10 protein-coding genes are annotated in these 16,392 nt (G+C 72.3%); 6 read left to right on the forward strand and 4 right to left on the reverse strand.

Annotated elements, in window-relative coordinates; genetic code table 11:
- Nucleotides 1–174: 174 nt before the first annotated feature.
- The 5 genes from WME82_RS30285 (at nt 175) to WME82_RS30305 (ending at nt 6,061) form a co-directional block, all read left to right on the forward strand.
- The gene (locus tag WME82_RS30285) at nt 175–2,085 is read left to right on the forward strand and encodes a type VI secretion system Vgr family protein (protein ID WP_437741410.1); all 1,911 of its coding nucleotides are present in this window, start codon (nt 175–177) and stop codon (nt 2,083–2,085) included.
- A 224-nt stretch (nt 2,086–2,309) separates the two neighbouring features.
- A complete protein-coding gene (locus WME82_RS30290) occupies nt 2,310–3,383 on the forward strand; it encodes a DUF2169 family type VI secretion system accessory protein (protein ID WP_049876543.1) in 1,074 nt (357 codons plus the stop codon).
- Entirely contained in the window at nt 3,380–4,789 is a 1,410-nt protein-coding gene (locus tag WME82_RS30295; protein WP_437741412.1) for a DUF4150 domain-containing protein, read from the forward strand. Before WME82_RS30290 ends, WME82_RS30295 begins: the two co-directional genes overlap by 4 nt.
- 19 nt (nt 4,790–4,808) lie before the next feature.
- The gene (locus WME82_RS30300; RefSeq protein ID WP_438038155.1) at nt 4,809–5,819 is read left to right on the forward strand and encodes a hypothetical protein; all 1,011 of its coding nucleotides are present in this window, start codon (nt 4,809–4,811) and stop codon (nt 5,817–5,819) included.
- 104 nt (nt 5,820–5,923) lie between these two features.
- On the forward strand, nt 5,924–6,061 hold the full coding sequence (locus WME82_RS30305; protein ID WP_272104033.1) for a hypothetical protein: 138 nt from the start codon (nt 5,924–5,926) through the stop codon (nt 6,059–6,061).
- A gap of 1,124 nt (nt 6,062–7,185) precedes the next feature.
- On the opposite strand, the gene WME82_RS30310 is transcribed toward WME82_RS30305, so the two are convergent.
- The 4 genes from WME82_RS30310 to WME82_RS30325 form a co-directional block, all read right to left on the reverse strand.
- The gene (locus tag WME82_RS30310; protein WP_438038156.1) at nt 7,186–8,772 is read right to left on the reverse strand and encodes an SNF2-related protein; all 1,587 of its coding nucleotides are present in this window, start codon (nt 8,770–8,772) and stop codon (nt 7,186–7,188) included.
- Nucleotides 8,773–8,912: 140 nt separating this feature from the next.
- Nucleotides 8,913–9,449, reverse strand: coding sequence for a hypothetical protein (locus WME82_RS30315; RefSeq protein WP_438038157.1), 537 nt, complete (start codon nt 9,447–9,449; stop codon nt 8,913–8,915).
- Nucleotides 9,450–9,526: 77 nt separating this feature from the next.
- Nucleotides 9,527–10,402: a hypothetical protein gene (locus WME82_RS30320; RefSeq protein WP_438038158.1), complete on the reverse strand. Its 876-nt coding sequence runs from the start codon at nt 10,400–10,402 to the stop codon at nt 9,527–9,529.
- 201 nt (nt 10,403–10,603) lie between these two features.
- Nucleotides 10,604–14,689 carry a serine/threonine-protein kinase gene (locus WME82_RS30325; RefSeq protein ID WP_438038159.1) on the reverse strand — a complete coding sequence of 1,362 codons (4,086 nt, stop codon included), beginning with the start codon at nt 14,687–14,689 and terminating at the stop codon, nt 10,604–10,606.
- Nucleotides 14,690–14,786: 97 nt separating this feature from the next.
- On the opposite strand from WME82_RS30325, the gene WME82_RS30330 reads away from it, so the two are divergent.
- Complete coding sequence (locus tag WME82_RS30330) at nt 14,787–16,280, forward strand: serine/threonine-protein kinase (protein WP_438038160.1); 1,494 nt, start codon at nt 14,787–14,789, stop codon at nt 16,278–16,280.
- Nucleotides 16,281–16,392 lie beyond the last annotated feature (112 nt).

Genomic DNA, 16,392 nt, shown 5'->3' on the forward strand with positions numbered 1-16,392 from the left:
TGCAACCATCAACACGAGGCGTCAATGTGTGGGCGTTCGACCGTCTGAACGGCCGCACCGGCGGAGCCCTGAGCGTACAATGCGCGCGGGCCCCCTCTTGCGGACAGGGATGGCTGCCGGATAGCATCGGCTGTCCGCTCTACAAGCGCAGGGTAGACCGGGCTAGGAATGCCCATGGCCGACACGCACCCGATCATGCGAAACAAGGGAACCGGACTGAGCTCGGGGGTCTACCGAGTCGAGGCGCAGATCGCGTCGGGCGACATGCTCGATGTGCGTCGCTTCCAGGTCACCGAGCGGATTTCCTCGCTCTTCGAGGTCCAGATCGTCGCCGTATCGGACAACCCGGATATCGACTTCGAAGCCGTAATCGGCCAGCCCATGACCTTCACCGCGCACGCGAATCAGACCCGCGTCTGGTCCGGACTGTGCAGTCACCTCCAGCAGGTGGCCGTCGAGGAGCGCTACCTCTCCACCTACGAGCTGACCCTGGTCCCGCGGCTCTGGCTCGCCACCCAGCGCCGCAACTACCGCATGTTCCAGCACAAGTCGGAGGTCGACATCGTGCTGCAGCTCCTCGGCGAGTGGGGCATCTCCCCCACGCGGCGGCTTGCCGGCGAGTACAAGAAGCGCAAGTACCGCGTCCAGTACGGCGAGAGCGACTACACCTTCATCAGCCGCATGCTGGAGGACGCCGGGGTGAGCTTCTACTTCGACAACGGCGGAGAGAGCCGGCTCGTCCTCGACGACCGCCCCCAGGCGAACGTCGCCCGCGTGCCCATCACTTACCGCGATCACCCGACCGACGCCGACCGCGAGCACGTCACCAAGGTCGTCGTCGGCCGCCGCCTGCGACCCGGCAGGTACACGGTGCGCGACCACGACCACCGGAGGCCCGCGAACTACAAGCTCCTGGCCACCGCCTCCGGCGCCGGCCCCGTGGAAGATCAGCTGGAGCGCTTCCATTATGTGCCTGGCGCGTTCCTGTTTGAAAGTCAAAAGGGCGAGAGTTCGCCGACAGCCGACGATCAGGGCAAGTACCGCGCGGACGAGTCCGAGGGCGAGGCGCTCGCTCAGCGTCGGCTGGAGGCGAAGCGCGCCTCGGCACGGGAGATCGTGTTCAAGACCAACGTCATCGATCCCGCACCGGGCGCCGTCCTCTCGTTCCTCGAGCACCCGAAGAGCGAGCTCGGTCCCGACAAGAAGCTGCTCGTCCTCGAGTCCCAGCTCTCCGGCGAGGTACCGGCCGAGTGGGAGCACTCCTGCGTCGCCGTGAGCGCCGACGCGCCCTACCGACCGCCGCTGCGCACGCGCAAGCCCCGCGCGCAGGGCGTCGAGAGCGCCACGGTGGTCGGTCCGCCCGGCGAGGAGATCCACGTCGACGAGTTCGGCCGCGTGCGCGCCCACTTCCACTGGGACCGCGAGAGCAAGATGAACAACGACTCGTCGTGCTGGATCCACGTCAGCCAGCCCTGGGGCGGCGCCGGCTTCGGCGGGACCAACCTGCCGCGCATCGGACAGGAGGTCATCGTGGACTTCCTCGGCGGCGATCCCGACCGGCCCATCATCGTCGGCCGCGTGTACACCAACCTCCAGAAGACGCCCTACTCGCTGCCCATGAACAAGACGCAGAGCGGCTGGAAGAGCAACTCGAGCCCGTCCACGTACGGCTACAACGAGATCATGTTCGAGGACAAGGCCGGTAGCGAGCTCGTCAGGATGCAAGCCGAGAAGGACCTCCACAAGCTGGTCAAGAACGATCAGGAGACGACGATCGGCCGCGACCGGACGACGGGGATCGGCCACAACGAGGACGTCACGGTCGGCAACAACGCCACGAAGAGCGTGCTGAATAGCCTGCGCGAAGCGGTGGGGATGATCCGCGCCCGCGCCGTGGGTGTCGACGAGGTAGTGCAGATTGGCCGGAATCAGACCATCGACGTCGGGGAGAAGATCGAAATCACGTGCGGCAAATCGAAGTTCGTGATGGACAAGGACGGCAACATCACGCTCAAGGGCGTTAGGATCCTGGTCGATGGGAGCGAGCATGTCCAGGTCTTCGGCGATCCGATCGATCTCAACTAGCCCTGAATGCGGTCGCAGAAAGCGGTTCGAGCCCGGAGCTTCATGCCGAGCCACATCCCGCGGCGTCCCGTCCGGTGTCGTCCTTCTTGGTGTCCATGCAGGGACCAAGATCGAGTTCGTCATCGATCCTACCTGAGCAGTGCCATGCTGGCCGTGAATCGAACCGCCTTTGCTGCGACGCACCTCATCGACGGCACCCGCGTCGCCGTCCACCGCCGCTAGCCATGTTGGCCGCCAACGCGACCCCCTTCGCCGCGCTAGGGTTCGAGCAGAAGCACCGTGACGGCGCAGCCATGGCCGTCGTCGCGGCAAGGGGCACGCTTCTACTCTCGCCCGAAGGCCGGCTGTCGATCGCCCCCGATCAATCCTTGATCCTCGCCGACGAGTACGAGGGTGATCCGCATGCGACACCGATGCTCCGGGTCGGCCTGCTCATCCCTTTCAAGCCCGCGGCCGACGTCACCCTCCTCGCTGATGGCCACGCCCCCGGGGGCGTGGCCGCGCACGTCTGGCAGGTGGGCGCGCGCGTCGGGGAATACACGCGCTTCCTGAGGGCGTATGCGCCGCGCGCGTTCGAGCCGGACGCCGGCGGGTTTCGGCTTTCCACGGGAGAGCCGGCGGCCCGCGCGTCCATCGACTACCGATCGGCCGCCGGCGGCGTCGTCATCGGCGATCCCGAGGGCAACGTCGACGCGCGCAACCCCATCGGCCGGGGCGTCCTCGATCGCCGCCACACGCCGGCCGATCGCGCCTACCCCGCGCCCACCATCGACAGCGAGGCCGAGCCTGTGGGCGACCCGGCGGCGCGGCCAGAACCGCAGGGCTTCGGGCCCGTGCCGCCCTGGTGGCAGTTTCGCAGCCGCTTCGCCGGCACCTACGACGACGCCTGGCTGGCGACTCGCCACCCTCAGCTCCCCGCCGATTTCGACTATCGCTTCTACCAGACCGCGCACCCCGGCCTGGTCTTGCCCGGCCATCTCCGCGGCGACGAGCGCGTCGAGCTCCAGGGCCTCACGCCGGGGGGCGGCGCGCTCGCGTTCACGCTGCCCGGCCACTCGCTCTGGGCCTGGTTCAAGTGGGAGCGGGGGCGCCGCGTCCCGGTGCGCCTCCACCTCGATGGCATGCACATCGATGTCCGCGGCGAGCCGCCTTGGTCTGTCCAGCTCACCTGGCGCGCCTGGGTGGCCATGTCGCAGGGCTTCGATCGTATCGATCTCGCTGCCGCGAGCCTCGAAGAGGCCGCGGCGCTGCCGTGGTGTGACGAGCGAGGGCTCGTGAGCCCGGGGAGCGACGCATGAGCATCCCGCGCGAGGGCAGCCGCGACATAGGCGAAGGCATCATCGTCTCGACCTGCCCGGATGTCTGCAAGACGCCGGTCGGCCCGGCGCTCGTCCCCATCCCTTATTCGATCTACGCAAGGCAGAACCAGGCGGCCGTGGACACCGCGACCACCGTGCTGCAGACCGGCGATCGGTCGCACAACATGGGATCGAAGGTGACGACGTGCCAGGGTGACGAGCCGGGCAGCGGGCTCGGGGTCAAATCGGGCACGGTGGGCAGCGTCTGCGAGCCCAAGACCTACTCGCCCACCGTGCGCATCGAGGGCAGGAACGCGATCCGCCACGACGACGCCTGGTGGATGAACGACCGCAACACCGAGGGGAAGCTCATCTTCGTGCGGGACACGCGGGTGATGAGCGCCAGCGACCGCCCGGTCCAGGTCGCCTTTCTCGACACGACGGGGGCCTACACGGGCACGGGCACGGCCACGACGCCGGGGAGCGCGCCCGCCGCGGGGCCCATGGGGGCGGCCGCCAGGCTGAACGCGCTGCTCGGCCTCGGTGCGCTGGGAGCAGGCCTCGGGGAGATGGCCGGTCAGTATTACATCGGCAATGAAGGCATGTTCGCCCGGAGCATCGATCAGCACCTTTATGGCCAGATGAGCGCCGACCAGCGGAGTGCCGCCTATGGATCGAGCGGCTGGTACTGGAACCAGGTAGATAGCACCAACAATCAGCTCTCGCTCAAGGCGGGCACCCTCGTCGACTTCCGCCAGATGACGCCCGAGCAGCTCGAGCAGCTCGTGAGGCAGCCGTGGCCCTCGGCCGAGAAGATCCGGCAGAACGCCGAGCGCCTGCGGGCGCAGCGCGCGCGACAGGAGGAAAATGCGCGGCTCGCCGCCGCAGCGGGCAACGTGCGCGTGACGCGCGAGCGAGACCGGCCTTGCAACGTCGGCCCATACAGGACTATCCGCGGCACGTGCGAACCCGGCTACCAGGCGCACCACATCGTGCCCGACTACACCCTTCGTTATGGCACGAGGGCCGAGGGCGAGGCGGGGATGAAGCGCATCCCCAACTTCCCGTCATTCGGCGACGGGCCCGCCATCTGCCTCCAGGGCAACGCCGGCGACGACGGCTCGGAGCACTGGGAGGCGCACGGCGTGGACGCGAGCATCGCCCAGCTGGGCGTGAACGGCACGCCGCCGGGGACGACCGCCATCGGCAGCATCATCGACCTCTCGGAGAATCAGGTCGTCAACCTCCGCCGGGAGTGCGAGGCGCAGATCCGCGCCGCGGTGCAGGCGGGCTTCGCCGGGGTTGACCGCGCGCAGCTCGGCCGCACCACCATCATGCCGACCGTGGCCGGGAGCCCGCAGTACGAGGCGCTCAGCACCGGCATGCGCCCGGGCGGTCGCTACTGAGGTCGAGGGAGACATCACCATGACGACGCCGCTCACCTTCACCCGCGCCAAGGCCGCTGCCGCGGACTTCCTCTGTGTCGCCGGCGTGCCAGACGGCCAGGAGCCCTTCACGCCGTTCACCCGGCTCTGCCGTTACGATGCCGGCGATGCGGGGCCGGTGAAGTGGTTCTACGACGACCTCCAGGTCGCGGTCACCTCGATCGCCCGCTTCACCCCCGCGCCCGGCGCGCCGACCTCGTTCTGCGTGCTCTCCGCCGAGGGAGACGTCGTGCTCGCGCGGCCACCGTTCCCGCGCGAGAAGATCCCCGGCGCCGGCATCACCTCGCCCGACGCCGAGCGCTGGGGGCGCCTCGCGCGCCTCCGCCCTGTCGGCGACCACCTCTACGCCTGCGGCGACGGGGGGCAGGTCTATCGCCGTGTCGGCGGAGACTTCGGCGCCGGCCGCTGGGAGCACCTCGATCGCTCGCTCTTGCAAGATCCCGAGGAGCGGGCCCGGGCGCTCCTGCGCGCGCCGAGCTCGCCGGCCGCGGAGCACAAGGTCTTTTACTGCGTCGACGGTCCACGCGAGGACGAGATCTACGTCGCCGGGACGCGCGGCACGATCCTCGTCTGGGACGGCGCCACGTTCACCGCTCTCCCGCCCGTCACGGCCGCGGCGCTGGTGAGCATCTTCGTCGAGGACGAGAAGCGCATCTGGATCTGCGGGCGCGAAGGCACGCTCCTCCGCGGCAACCGGCGCGAAGGCTTCCGCGCGGTCGCGGTCTCGGGCCGGCGCCAGATGTTCACGTCGATCACCAGGCACGACGGCCGGATCTACCTGGCAAGCGGCGCCAATCCGCGCGGCCTCTTCACCTACGAGCGCGGCAGCCTCCGGCGAGTCTCGACCGGGCTCGTGCCCGAGATCGAGGACGCGCACACGGTCGACAGCGTCGGCGGCGCGCTCTGGGTCGTCGGCTCGAAGGACATCGTGCGCCTCGAGGGCAGCCGCTGGGAGCGGATCGACCACGTCGACAACGCTCCCATCCGTTGACACTTGACGGTCATCGTCATCGGATGATGTGCGCGTGGTCAGCGCGGGATGCCCCGCGAGTGGTGCGAGGTGAGGATGCGAATCGTCTTGTCGCGCCTACACGCATGACACCGCCCAGGCCCGGCGTGGAGGCAATCACCTCGGATCCGTACCCTGCGGCCGACGTCATCGAGCCGCCGCATCCGCACGCGCACGCGCTCGGGCTGGCCCTGGCGATCGCGGTCGTGACCCTGCGCCGATGACCGCCACCCGGTGCCCTTCCTCAAACACCGACGTCGCTGTGAAGGCGACCCCGACGGGGGGCTCACCGCTGCCTCCGCCACCGGTGCCGCCCGGGCTGCGGCCGTGCCGTGGTGCCGCGGAGGGCTGGTGCCGCGGAGGGCCAGAGCCGCCGTGTGGTGCACGGAGCTCGGCGGGCGCGACGGCGCGCTGCTCGCCGCCCGCCATGCCCTCTACCAGCGGGCCCGCCGCAGGACGCCCTTGCGCTGGACCGGCCAGACTCGCAACTGGACACCGATCGGCGCCGTGACCCTCAACCCCCACGCTCACGAGGCTCAAGCACTCATGAGGATGTGACCAGATCAACGGCCAACTATCTTGACACCCCCAGGATCGTGCTCGGCCTGCCGCTGCTGGAGCAGGCTGCCGCGCGCGAGGGCAGCGCGCTCCGTGACGTCCGGCTCGCGATCAACCACCTGTGCAGGGGCGAAGCGCGCGCCCGTGCCTCCGGGGAAACCACCTTCGCCGAGTTCGCTGAGCGGGTTCTTTCTGGAAAGCTTGCCGAGCAGTATCCGGACCATGTGAAGGCGATTCGGACAGCCGATAAATATGAGCAGAGGCTGGGCCACGTGCTCGACGTGCTAGGCCCCGTTCCCCTCGTGCGCCTCACACTCGACCATGCCGACCACGCGATGTCTCGGCTGCCAGCGCACCTGGAGCCCGGATCGCGCCGAAATATTGCGATCGTCATCCATCGGCTATTGGCACTGGCTGCCTCGGCGCCGGAGAGGTCCTCGCGGAACATCTCGACGAGGGCGTTGTGCTCGAGCGTCGGCATGACGCTCGGCCTCGAGCACACCCCGTGCCGACACGAAACGACGGGCAAACGCGAGGAGAGATCCGCCTCAGGGGTGGCGGCGCCATGGCGGATGGAGGCGGCCACGACGCATCCCTCCATGGCAGCCGCGGCGGTGCTGGCGTCCGCGAGCTCATGGCGCCCGCGCATCGGACCGCGCCCTGCGAAGCCGCAAGAGCCCGCGAACGAGGACGACGAGCCCGCTCCGAAATTCCTTGAAGCAGGGCAAGCACGAAGTGTTCGTCTCTGGCTCGCAGGCGACGATGATGGCCACGGCGCGTGGCGCGTCTCTCACTCGGCTCCGGCGAGCAACCGCTCGATCTCGTGCATCGTCTCGACGTCATCGCCGACCATCGCCTTCATCGACCGGATCCTGCGGCACACGATCTCAGCGATCTTGTCTTCAACGGTATCGTCGGCATACGCCCAGTAGACCTGCGCAAAGCGTCCATCGCGGTGGCAGCGGCCCTCGATCTGCGCCATCTGGATCGCCGACCACCGCAGATCGTGGATCACCGCCGAGCGCGGCACCTCGTTGTGCTCGCCCTGGTGGAGCGAGATCCCCTCTTCCACGGTGAAGAGCACCACGCGCGGCTCGCCGCGCTGGAAGCGGAGGCGCTCGGCCTCCTTCTCGCCGGCCGGCAGCGCGCCGTGGATCAGCGCGCACGGGACGCGCTCCCGGGCCAGCGCGGCCTCCACGGCCTCGAGCGTCTCCATGAAGGCGACGGAGACCGCGACCTGATGCCCGTTGTCGAGCAGCTCACGCACCAGCTCCACGGTGCTGGCCACGCGGATGAGCGAGCTCTTCTGTCGCAGGCGCAACATCGCGGCGAGCGTCGACTTCGGGTTCGCGCCCTTTGGCAGGAGATCCATCTCCCGGCGGAACGCGGTCCACGCCTGCGCGTAGAGCTCGCGCGCGGAGGCGTCGAGCTCGAGCGGGGTGAGGATGCGGTTGATCTCGGGCCAGCCGGCCACGTCCTCCGGGCGACGCCGCATCCCGACCGCCGGACGGCCGTCGAACAGGAGGGCACGCACCTTCCCGCAGTCCGCCGGATCGCCGCGCCAGTCCCACCTGCCGAACGCGCCGCGCGCAACCCCGAGCCCCTGGTCGGCGCACCACTGCTCGAAGTCCTTCAGATCCGCGGAGCGGCTCCCGGTTGCGCTCGCCAGGAGCGGCGCGAGATACGACAGCTCCAGCGGGTTCTGCCCCGCGGTGGCCGAGAGCCACAGCACGAACCGTGCGCGTGCGTTGAGCTTGACCGCGAGCTTGGAGCGCGCCGCCGCCGGGTTCTTGCAGCGATGGCTCTCGTCCCAGATCACCACGTCGAACTCCGCGGCGCTGCCGGCGCGCGCGAGGCCCTTCTTCGATCGAATCCTTCGCCGCGCCTCCGGGGTCACCTCGAAGAGCTTGCTTAGCCGATCATAGTTGATGATCACGATCTCTTTGCCTGCGTCGCCCATGGCCTGGACCGTGCGGCGCCAGTGCGCGACGACGGCGAGCGGACAGACGATCAGCACCGTCGTGACATCCGGCATCTGGAGGACCGCGGCCCAGGCGGTGATCGTCTTGCCGAGGCCGACGTCGTCGGCGAGGAGGAACCCGGCGCGCCTGGCGGCCTTCGCGGCGGCGATGGCCCGCACGCCGTCCAGCTGGTGCGGGCGGAGGATCATCGCCCCGGCGGGGGCGGCCGGCGCGGGCGCGGGGTCCTCGTTGAGCTCGTGCTCGATGCGTCGCTCCCACGAGTACGGCGCGGCGCGGAACGGCGCGAGGGCCGGCGGGAGCGTCTCTGCGCGAACAACGAACACGCCGTGCTCCGCGTCCCAGCGCGCGCCGCTCGCGGACGCGACCGCGCGCATCGCGAACGGGACGTCGAGCACATGGGCTCGCTCCGGCGCCGCACGCGGAGCGGGGGCCGCTGGAGGGGCCTCTCCGGAAGCTCTACGCGGAGCCGACACCGTTCGCTTGGCACGCATCGTCGTCATGACGACCCTGATACCAGCGCGGGCGCGCGCCCGCGCTAGAAGACGCCGCGCATGGCGGCGCCGAGGTGCAGGATCTGGAGCGGCGTGTCCGAGGGCGTGCGGAGGGGGCGGAGCTGGTATTCGAGGACGAGCGCAGGCTGCGCGTCCTCCTCGGGGAAGAGCACGAAATCGAGGCCAGCGCCCGCATAGAGGTCGGCGCGAAGCGCGTCTCGCTCGCCGCCGACCTCACCGCCCAGGCTCAGAAAGGGATCGATCCGCTCGTAGGCCGTCATCTGGGCGAAGGCGAGCGGCCGGAGCTGGCCGCCGAGCGCGAGCACGCCGCCGCCGCGGCCCTCCACCTGCTCATAGCGGAGCGCGCCGGCGAGCCCGACTCCGCGCACGCTCATCGAGGCGCGCAGGCTCACCCCGCCCGGCTCCGCCCAATCGCTGATCGCGCCAGTGGCGCCTATCTGTGCCTGGCCCCAGAAGCGGAGCTCATTGAGGGCCTCGACGACGGCGGAGCCCATGCCGGTGAACGCGGGCGCCGAGTCCGAGGCGCTCGCCGCGGCCGGAGACACGAGCGCGGCCGCCATGGTCGCGACTCCCAGGGCGCGCCCCGCGGGCGAGCGCGCGCGGAGGAGGGGGCGGTGGAGACGAGGGGCGCCGCGCCTCATTGCGCGCAGCTCGGGTAGAGGTTGAAGACGCCCTCCGCGTCGAGCTTCGACGAGATCGACTCCGGGTACGACACACCGTCCGCGTGGCACGTCGGCTGGCCAGCGGCGTTGGTTGCGCAGTCCGTCTCGTTCGGGAGCGAGCCCTTGCACGGTCCGAGGAGGGTGAGCTTGCACGTCGGCGACGAGTCGCAGATCCGCAGCTTCGCGAACGTGCTCCACACATCGCCGCACGCGAGCTGCGCGCCCTCATCCGCGCAGGCATAAGCGACTTCCTGGCCCGGGACGAAGATGTTGCCGAACATGGTCGCGTCCGGGAACGTGTACTGGGCCGGGTTCATCCACGGCGCGTCCGCGAGGCCCGGGTGCTTGCCCACCATGCGGATCGGCACCTCCTCCAGGAAGCCGTTCAAGGTCTGGAGGATACACGCCGTCACCCAGCGCTGCGGGGACGTGGCGGTCATGGCCTGACTCCGCCACGGCGCCGCGAGGCCGAGCGCCCCCTGATACACGTAGGAGGACGCGCCCACCACCCCCTTCACGGTCATGTCCGGGCGGAGCGCGCAGCCCACGACATAGTGGAGGAGCTTGCGGCCCTGCTCTGTCTCCAGGAGCGGCGTGCTGGCGAGCTTGCCAGCGCCGTCCGCGAGCGGCGCCAGGGCGAGCCGCTGGAGCATCTGTATCGTCCGCGGCTCCCAGAGGAACTCCGGATCGTCGCCGTTGGGAAAGACATACGCCTGCTCGACCGACGCCACATCGCCCTCGGCTGCGATGTCCTCCTCGTTGTCGTCCGCCGGCGCCGGCGTCACCACGCATCCAAGCGCGAACAGGCACGTACCGAGCAGCGCTGTAACCGGGGCTCCCAAGCTCGACATGATCTTCTCCTGAGGCGACGCCGTGCGGCGCGTTCTGACCGGCTATTTCCAGTTTTCGTGCCAGGCGGCCGCCCCCCTCCGGCACGGGACGTCGGCGCGCGCTCTCTCACAAAAATAATCAATTATATCGAATATTTACGATCTGGCCCCGGCGCGGAGGCGGGCGCCCGGGGGCATCGGGTCGGATGGAGGCGCTGCCCCTCACCCGCTGATGCCCGGAGCCGCCATCCGATCCAGCTGAGCCGCGAGCCGCGCCAGCCGGGTGCGGAAGCCCGGCGCGTCGTCGAGCTGCGCCGCCGCTTCCTGGAGAGCGCAGGCCGCCTCCCGTGGCCGCCCGCCGGCGATCGCCATCTCCGCGCGCATCGAGAGCAGCTCGACGAGCTCGATCGCCAGGAGACCGCCCCGGCACCGCGACAGCACGTCCTCCCACGGATCGGCGCTCGCCGACGGCTCGCGCGCGCGGAGGCCCTGCTCGCAGAGCACCAGGTGGAGCGCGCGGGAGAACGCCCACAGCGAGGGCGCCGAGGGGTCGGGCGGGCAGCTCCGCTCGATCCACGAGAGGTGGCGGCTCGCCTCGTCGTGGCAGCGCCTCGAGACGAGGATGCGCGCAAGGAGCAGGGAGCACTCGGGCGCGGCGTGCTCGAAGAACCGCCGCTCGAGCACGTGCGCGCGGCGGGCCAGCTCCAGCGCCTCGTCCCCGTGGTCGCTGGCGTGGAGCAGCTCCGCCGCGTTCAGCGTCACGTGGCGCTCCAGGACGGGGTTTCCGAGCTCGCGCGCCAGCGCGATGGCGTGGCGCATGTCCGCCATGGCGAGGTCGAGCTCGCGCCGCATCGCCCTCAGCGGGATGCGGCACGTGCAGGCCGCGCAGAGGTGAGGCCAGTCCTCGGCGGACGACGCCAGGGCGAACGTCTCGTCGAAGCGGGCGTTCGAGAGGTCGAGCTCTCCCAGCCACATCAAGGCGGGCGACAGGAGGAGGAGCGCGACGATCCTGGTCCCGTAATCGCCCTCGGCCTCCGCGCTGGCGGCGCCTCGCGTGAGAAGCTCGACGGCCTCGGCGACCCGGCCGCGCCGGAAGCAGGTGCGCCCCTCGGCGACGAGCGCGCGGCCCTCGAGCGCGCTCGCGCCGAACCGGTCGACGAGAGAGCGCGCGCCGAGCCGATCGACGAGCGCGCGCGCCTCCCCGACGCGCTCGGCCGAGCGCTCGAACTCGCCCGCCCAGTCGAGCGCGGCCGCCTCCTCGAGCAGCACGCCCGCGAGGGAGGCGTCGTCGCCGAGCTCCGCGGCCAGCGCCCGCGCGGCCGCGAGGTCGTCCGTGGCCTCGCGCGTCCGGTCGACGCGGTAGCGGCTCTTGCCCCGCCCCGCCAGCGCGCGCGCCCGCCGGCGGGCGTCGTCCGCCGTCGCGAACGAGAGCGCCGCCGTGTAGTGCCGGTCCGCCTCGACGTGGCGGTGCCGCGCGAACGCGAGATCGGCGAGCGTGAGGCACGCGTCCGCCGCCGCCTCCCGCGCTCCGCACCCGCCGGCGTGCCGCGCGAGCGGCGCGAGGAGCTCCGGGCGAGGCCCCTCCGCCTCCACCCTGGCCGTGAAGTACGCGAGCGCGCGCCGGTGGATCTGCGCGCGCTCCCCCGGGTCGAGCAGCTCGACCACCGCGTCCTGGAAGACGGCGCTCTGGAACGAGGTTCGCTCGCCCGCGCCGCGCTCCAGGATCCTGTGCTCGACGAGGGCGCTCAGGCCGTAGCCCGCGTCGATGGGCGTGCCGGCCTCCCCCGCCCGGGCGATCGAGTCCAGGATCTGCTCGAGCTCCGCGCGGGCGAACGAGTCGCCGAGCACCGCGCAGACCCGGACGCACGCCGCGAGCTCCGGCGAGAGCGCGTCGAGCCGCCGCTCCGCGAGCCATTGCCACGCGGGCGACGGGGGGAGGTTGTCGAGCTCGGCCGTGGCGACGTAGTGGCTGCCGGCGTTCACGCGGCGCTTCACGAGGCCGGCCCGCTTGAGCGAGCGCACGAGCTCGACGAGGCACGCCGGGTTGTTGCCCGCCCAGCGCGCGAGCCGGCGCAGCGTCTCGGCAGGGGGGTACTCCGCCGGCCGCAGCAGCTCGGCGGCGAGCGCCATCGCCGCCGCGTCGTCGAGCGGCGCGAGCGCCGCGCGGTCGTGCCGCTGGGTGCGCGCGCCCCAGGCGCGGCGCACCTGCTCGAAGCGGGGGTGCGCGGCGACGAGCACCCACAGCGCGACGCCGGAGCCGTCGAGCGTGGCGTACTCGAGCGCGTCGACCAGCGCGTCGTCGGCCCAGTGCGCGTCGTCGACGATCACCGCCACCGGCCCGCGCTGGGCGCGCCGGCGCAGCGCCTCGCCGAGCGCCTGGACCACGCCGTGGTGGAGCGAAGCGGGCGCGCCGCGCGCGGGCAGCGGCGACCAGCCGAGCGCCGCCGCGACCGACGGCCACGTCGCCTCGCCGAGCGCGGCGCCGAGCCGCTCGCGGCAGAACGCGGCGACGTCCGGCGGCGCCTCCGCGGGCGCGTCGAGGACACGGCCGAGGAGCTCGGCCGCGTCGCGCGCCGCGTCGCCGAGCAGCGGCTGCGCCGCGCGGAGCGAGACCACGAGCGCCCCGGCGTCGCAGCGGAGCGCCGCCGAGGCGGCCTCCGCCGCGAGGCGGCTCTTCCCGAGCCCTGTATCGCCGATCAGCGTGAACAGACCCGGGCACGTGCCGTCGAAGGCCGCGCGCGCGCTCTCCGCGATCGCCGCGAGGACGTCGTCGCGACCGGCGAGCGGGACCTCGATCTCGACGGACGGCTCGGCCTCGGCCGAGGCGGGCCGGCCGTCGCTGTCCTCGCGCGCCGGCAGGGCGCGCTCGATCTCGGCGGAGAGGGCGACGCCCGACCACGGCTCTGGTGGCAGCCAGGTCTCGGGTCGCTCGACGGCGGCGCCGTACGCCGAGACGGCGCCGCGCGCCCTGCGGCGGAGGGTGACCGACGCGAGGTGCAGCGCCGCGCGCGCCCCGTGCTTCCCGGCGAGCTCGCGCGCGGCGGCGAGCGCGGCCTGCGCCGGGTGATCGGCGTCCTTGCCGGAGAAGACCGCCACGTAGCGGCTGCCGCGCTGCCGTGTGATGAACCCCTTGCGGCCGGTCACGGCGGCGATGACGGGCGACGCCGCGGCCGTCGTGTCGGCGACGAGCAGCACGACCGAGCTCCGCCCCCCGGCGATCAGCCTGGCGCTCGTCGAGTCCGCCGGCGCCGCGGCGCGCGCGGGCGGCGCGCCCGGCTCGGCCGGCGCCGCGGCGCGGTCGCGCGGCGCGCCCGGCTCGGCCGGCGCCGCGGCGCGGTCGCGCGGCGCGCCCGGCTCGGCCGGCGCGCCCTCGCCGCGGCGCGCGAAGGTGGCGCGCGCCGCGGCGAGCGCGCGCCGCAGCGAGGGCGCGTCCGCCGGGCGGCGCTCGCGATCCTTGGCGAGGCACGCCAGCGTGAGCTCCTCGAGCGCGGCGGGCACCGGCGCGAGCTCGCCCGGGCGCTCCGGGCGCAGCGCGAGGTGCGCATGCTCGAGCGAGGCGCCGTCGCCCGCGAAGGGCAGCCGAAGGGTGAGCAGCTCGAAGAGGATGACACCGAACGCGTAGACGTCGGCGCGCACGTCGACCGCCTCGCCGCGGAACTGCTCCGGCGCCATGTACTCGGGCGTCCCCAGGACCACGCCGCTGCGGGTGAGCAGCTCCTCGCGCGCCGCATCGCCGGGCGTGCGCTCGGAGCGCTTCGTGAGCCCGAAGTCGAGCAGCACGACCCGCTCGTCCGCCGCCTCGGAGCGGCGCTCGATGAAGAGGTTCTCCGGCTTCAGATCCCTGTGGATCGCGCCCCTGTCGTGAGCGGCCTCGAGCGCGGCGAGCACGGCGTCGGCCCGCGCCGCGACCCAGCCCGGATCGGGCGGGGCGGCGAGGGCGGCGAGCTCCGAGGCGAGGGTGCGGCCGAAGAGCCGCTCCATCACGAGGTAGGGGCGACCATCGTCGAGCCGGCCGCACCTGTGGAGCCGCGCCACGTGCGGCGGGCCGATGCGCTCGAGCGCGTCGGCCTCCCGGCGGAAGCGCTCTTCCAGCATCGGCGTGGTGGACATGCCGACCTTGACGGCGACGGGGGCGCCGTCATCGTCCGAGACCCCCGCCCACACGATGGCAAAGCCGCCCTGCCCCAGGCGCTCGCCGAGCGAGACACCGGGGACGCGCGGCGGAGCGGGCGCGGAGGGCTCGCCGGGCGGCGGCGTCCATCCGTCGAAGGGGCACGGCGCCGCGCCCTCGCGACGCCGGTGACACAAAGGACAGCGATGCACTCGGCCTCTCTCTAACGCAGGCGCGCTAACGCAGGCGCGCGCGCGAGCGCACACCACGCCTATGCTATCGTCGCGGGTCAGCATGGTACACGTCGATGACGACACCATCCCCAGCGCGCCGCGCGGGGTGGTGAGCCCCACCGACGAGACGGTCACCCTCTCGGCCGGGGAGGAATCCACCGCGGGTGGCCGGCGCAGCGCCGAGGTGCCCTCGCGCGCCGGAGACTATGTGCTCCAGAGCGTCCTCGGCGAGGGCGGCTTCGGCGTCGTCTACCGCGGCGAGCACGCGACGCGCCGCACGAAGGCGGCGATCAAGGTCCTGCACGCCGAGCTCGCGCTGCACCCTGACGTGTGCCTCCGCTTCGAGCGCGAGGTCGTGGTGATGCAGCGGGTGCGGCACCCGAACGTGGTCGAGGTGCTGGACGTCGGCAGGCTCGAGGATGGCCGCCCCTACTTCGTCATGGAGCTGCTCGACGGCGTCAGCCTGGAGAGGCACCTCGAGGCCCGCGGCCGGCTCCCGCTGGAGGAGGCGCTCGCCCTCCTGGAGCCGCTCTGCAGCGCGCTCGACGCGGCGCACGCGCGGGCGATCGTGCACCGCGACGTGAAGCCGTCCAACGTCTTCCTGTGCTCCGGCGACACGCAGAAACGCGGCCCCCGCGTGGTCCTGCTCGATTTCGGCGTGGCGAAGCTGCTCGACGCGCCGGGGCCCGCGCTGACCACGTCGCGGCACGTCCTGGGCTCGCCCTCCAGCATGTCGCCCGAGCAGCTCACGGGCCGCCCCGTCGACGCGCGGACGGACGTCTACGCGCTCGGCGCGCTGGCGTACGCGATGCTCACGGGAGAGCCGCCGTTCGCCGGCGCGTCGTTCCCGGTGCTGCGCCAGCTCCACCTCTTCGCGAGCCCGCCCCGCCCGAGCGCGCAGGCGCGCGTGAGCCCGTCGCTCGACGACGTGGTGCTGCGGGCGCTCAGCAAGGACCCGGCGGAGCGCCAGCCGTCGGCGGGGCAGCTGCTCACCGAGCTGCGCGAGGCCGCCGCGGCGCCGCGGGCGGCGGGCGGGGCGGCCGCGGCGCCGCGGCGATCGGCCATCGGCATCCACGTGGAGGTGCAGGCCGACCCGGGCGCGCTCGATGAGCCGACGGCGGAGCTGCTCGATGACTTCGAGTCCGTCCTGCCCTTCGCGCTGTCCGAGCTCACGAAGGCGGGGTTCTCGACCGCGGTCGAGGCGGGCACGACCGCGCTGGTCACGGCCGACCGGCCCCTCGATCCGGCGCGCGACGAGGCCGCGCGCCGCGATGCGCTCGGCGCGGCGCTGTCGCTGAAGCGGCGGCTCGAGGCGCGCGCGGGGCGCGACCGGCGGGTGCATGTCCGCCTCTGCGCGCACGTCGGCGAGCTCCAGGCGAGCGGCGATGGCACGCTGACGGGCGGCGACTTGCTGGAGCTCTCCGGGTGGGTGCCCGAGGGAGCGGCGGAGGGGCTCTTCGCATCGCCCGCCCTGCTCGACGGGCTCGGCGTCGCAGCGCACCCCGCGCCCGTCTCGCCCGGGTCGAGCGCATTGCTCCGGGTGCTGGACCCTTAGCAGCGGGCGTAACCTTCGGCGCCCGCGCCGAGGCGGACCCGACACGGCGCTCCCCGGCGAGCGGCGGCGCGGGAGGCAGCGAAGCGCCGGCGCACCCGGATTTAAGCTCGAC

The sequence above is a fragment of the Sorangium sp. So ce128 genome (assembly GCF_051525245.1).
Taxonomy (GTDB): Bacteria; Myxococcota_A; Polyangia; order Polyangiales; family Polyangiaceae; genus Sorangium; species Sorangium cellulosum_B.

Bases quoted from the DNA above. Each gene is read 5' to 3' on its own strand.
- WME82_RS30300 (WP_438038155.1), top strand. From the start codon at position 4,809: ATGACGACGCCGCTCACCTTCACCCGCGCCAAGGCCGCTGCCGCGGAC.
- WME82_RS30305 (WP_272104033.1), top strand. From the start codon at position 5,924: ATGACACCGCCCAGGCCCGGCGTGGAGGCAATCACCTCGGATCCGTAC.
- WME82_RS30330 (WP_438038160.1), top strand. From the start codon at position 14,787: ATGGTACACGTCGATGACGACACCATCCCCAGCGCGCCGCGCGGGGTG.
- WME82_RS30320 (WP_438038158.1), bottom strand. From the start codon at position 10,402: ATGTCGAGCTTGGGAGCCCCGGTTACAGCGCTGCTCGGTACGTGCCTG.
- WME82_RS30290 (WP_049876543.1), top strand. From the start codon at position 2,310: ATGTTGGCCGCCAACGCGACCCCCTTCGCCGCGCTAGGGTTCGAGCAG.
- WME82_RS30285 (WP_437741410.1), top strand. From the start codon at position 175: ATGGCCGACACGCACCCGATCATGCGAAACAAGGGAACCGGACTGAGC.
- WME82_RS30315 (WP_438038157.1), bottom strand. From the start codon at position 9,449: ATGGCGGCCGCGCTCGTGTCTCCGGCCGCGGCGAGCGCCTCGGACTCG.
- WME82_RS30295 (WP_437741412.1), top strand. From the start codon at position 3,380: ATGAGCATCCCGCGCGAGGGCAGCCGCGACATAGGCGAAGGCATCATC.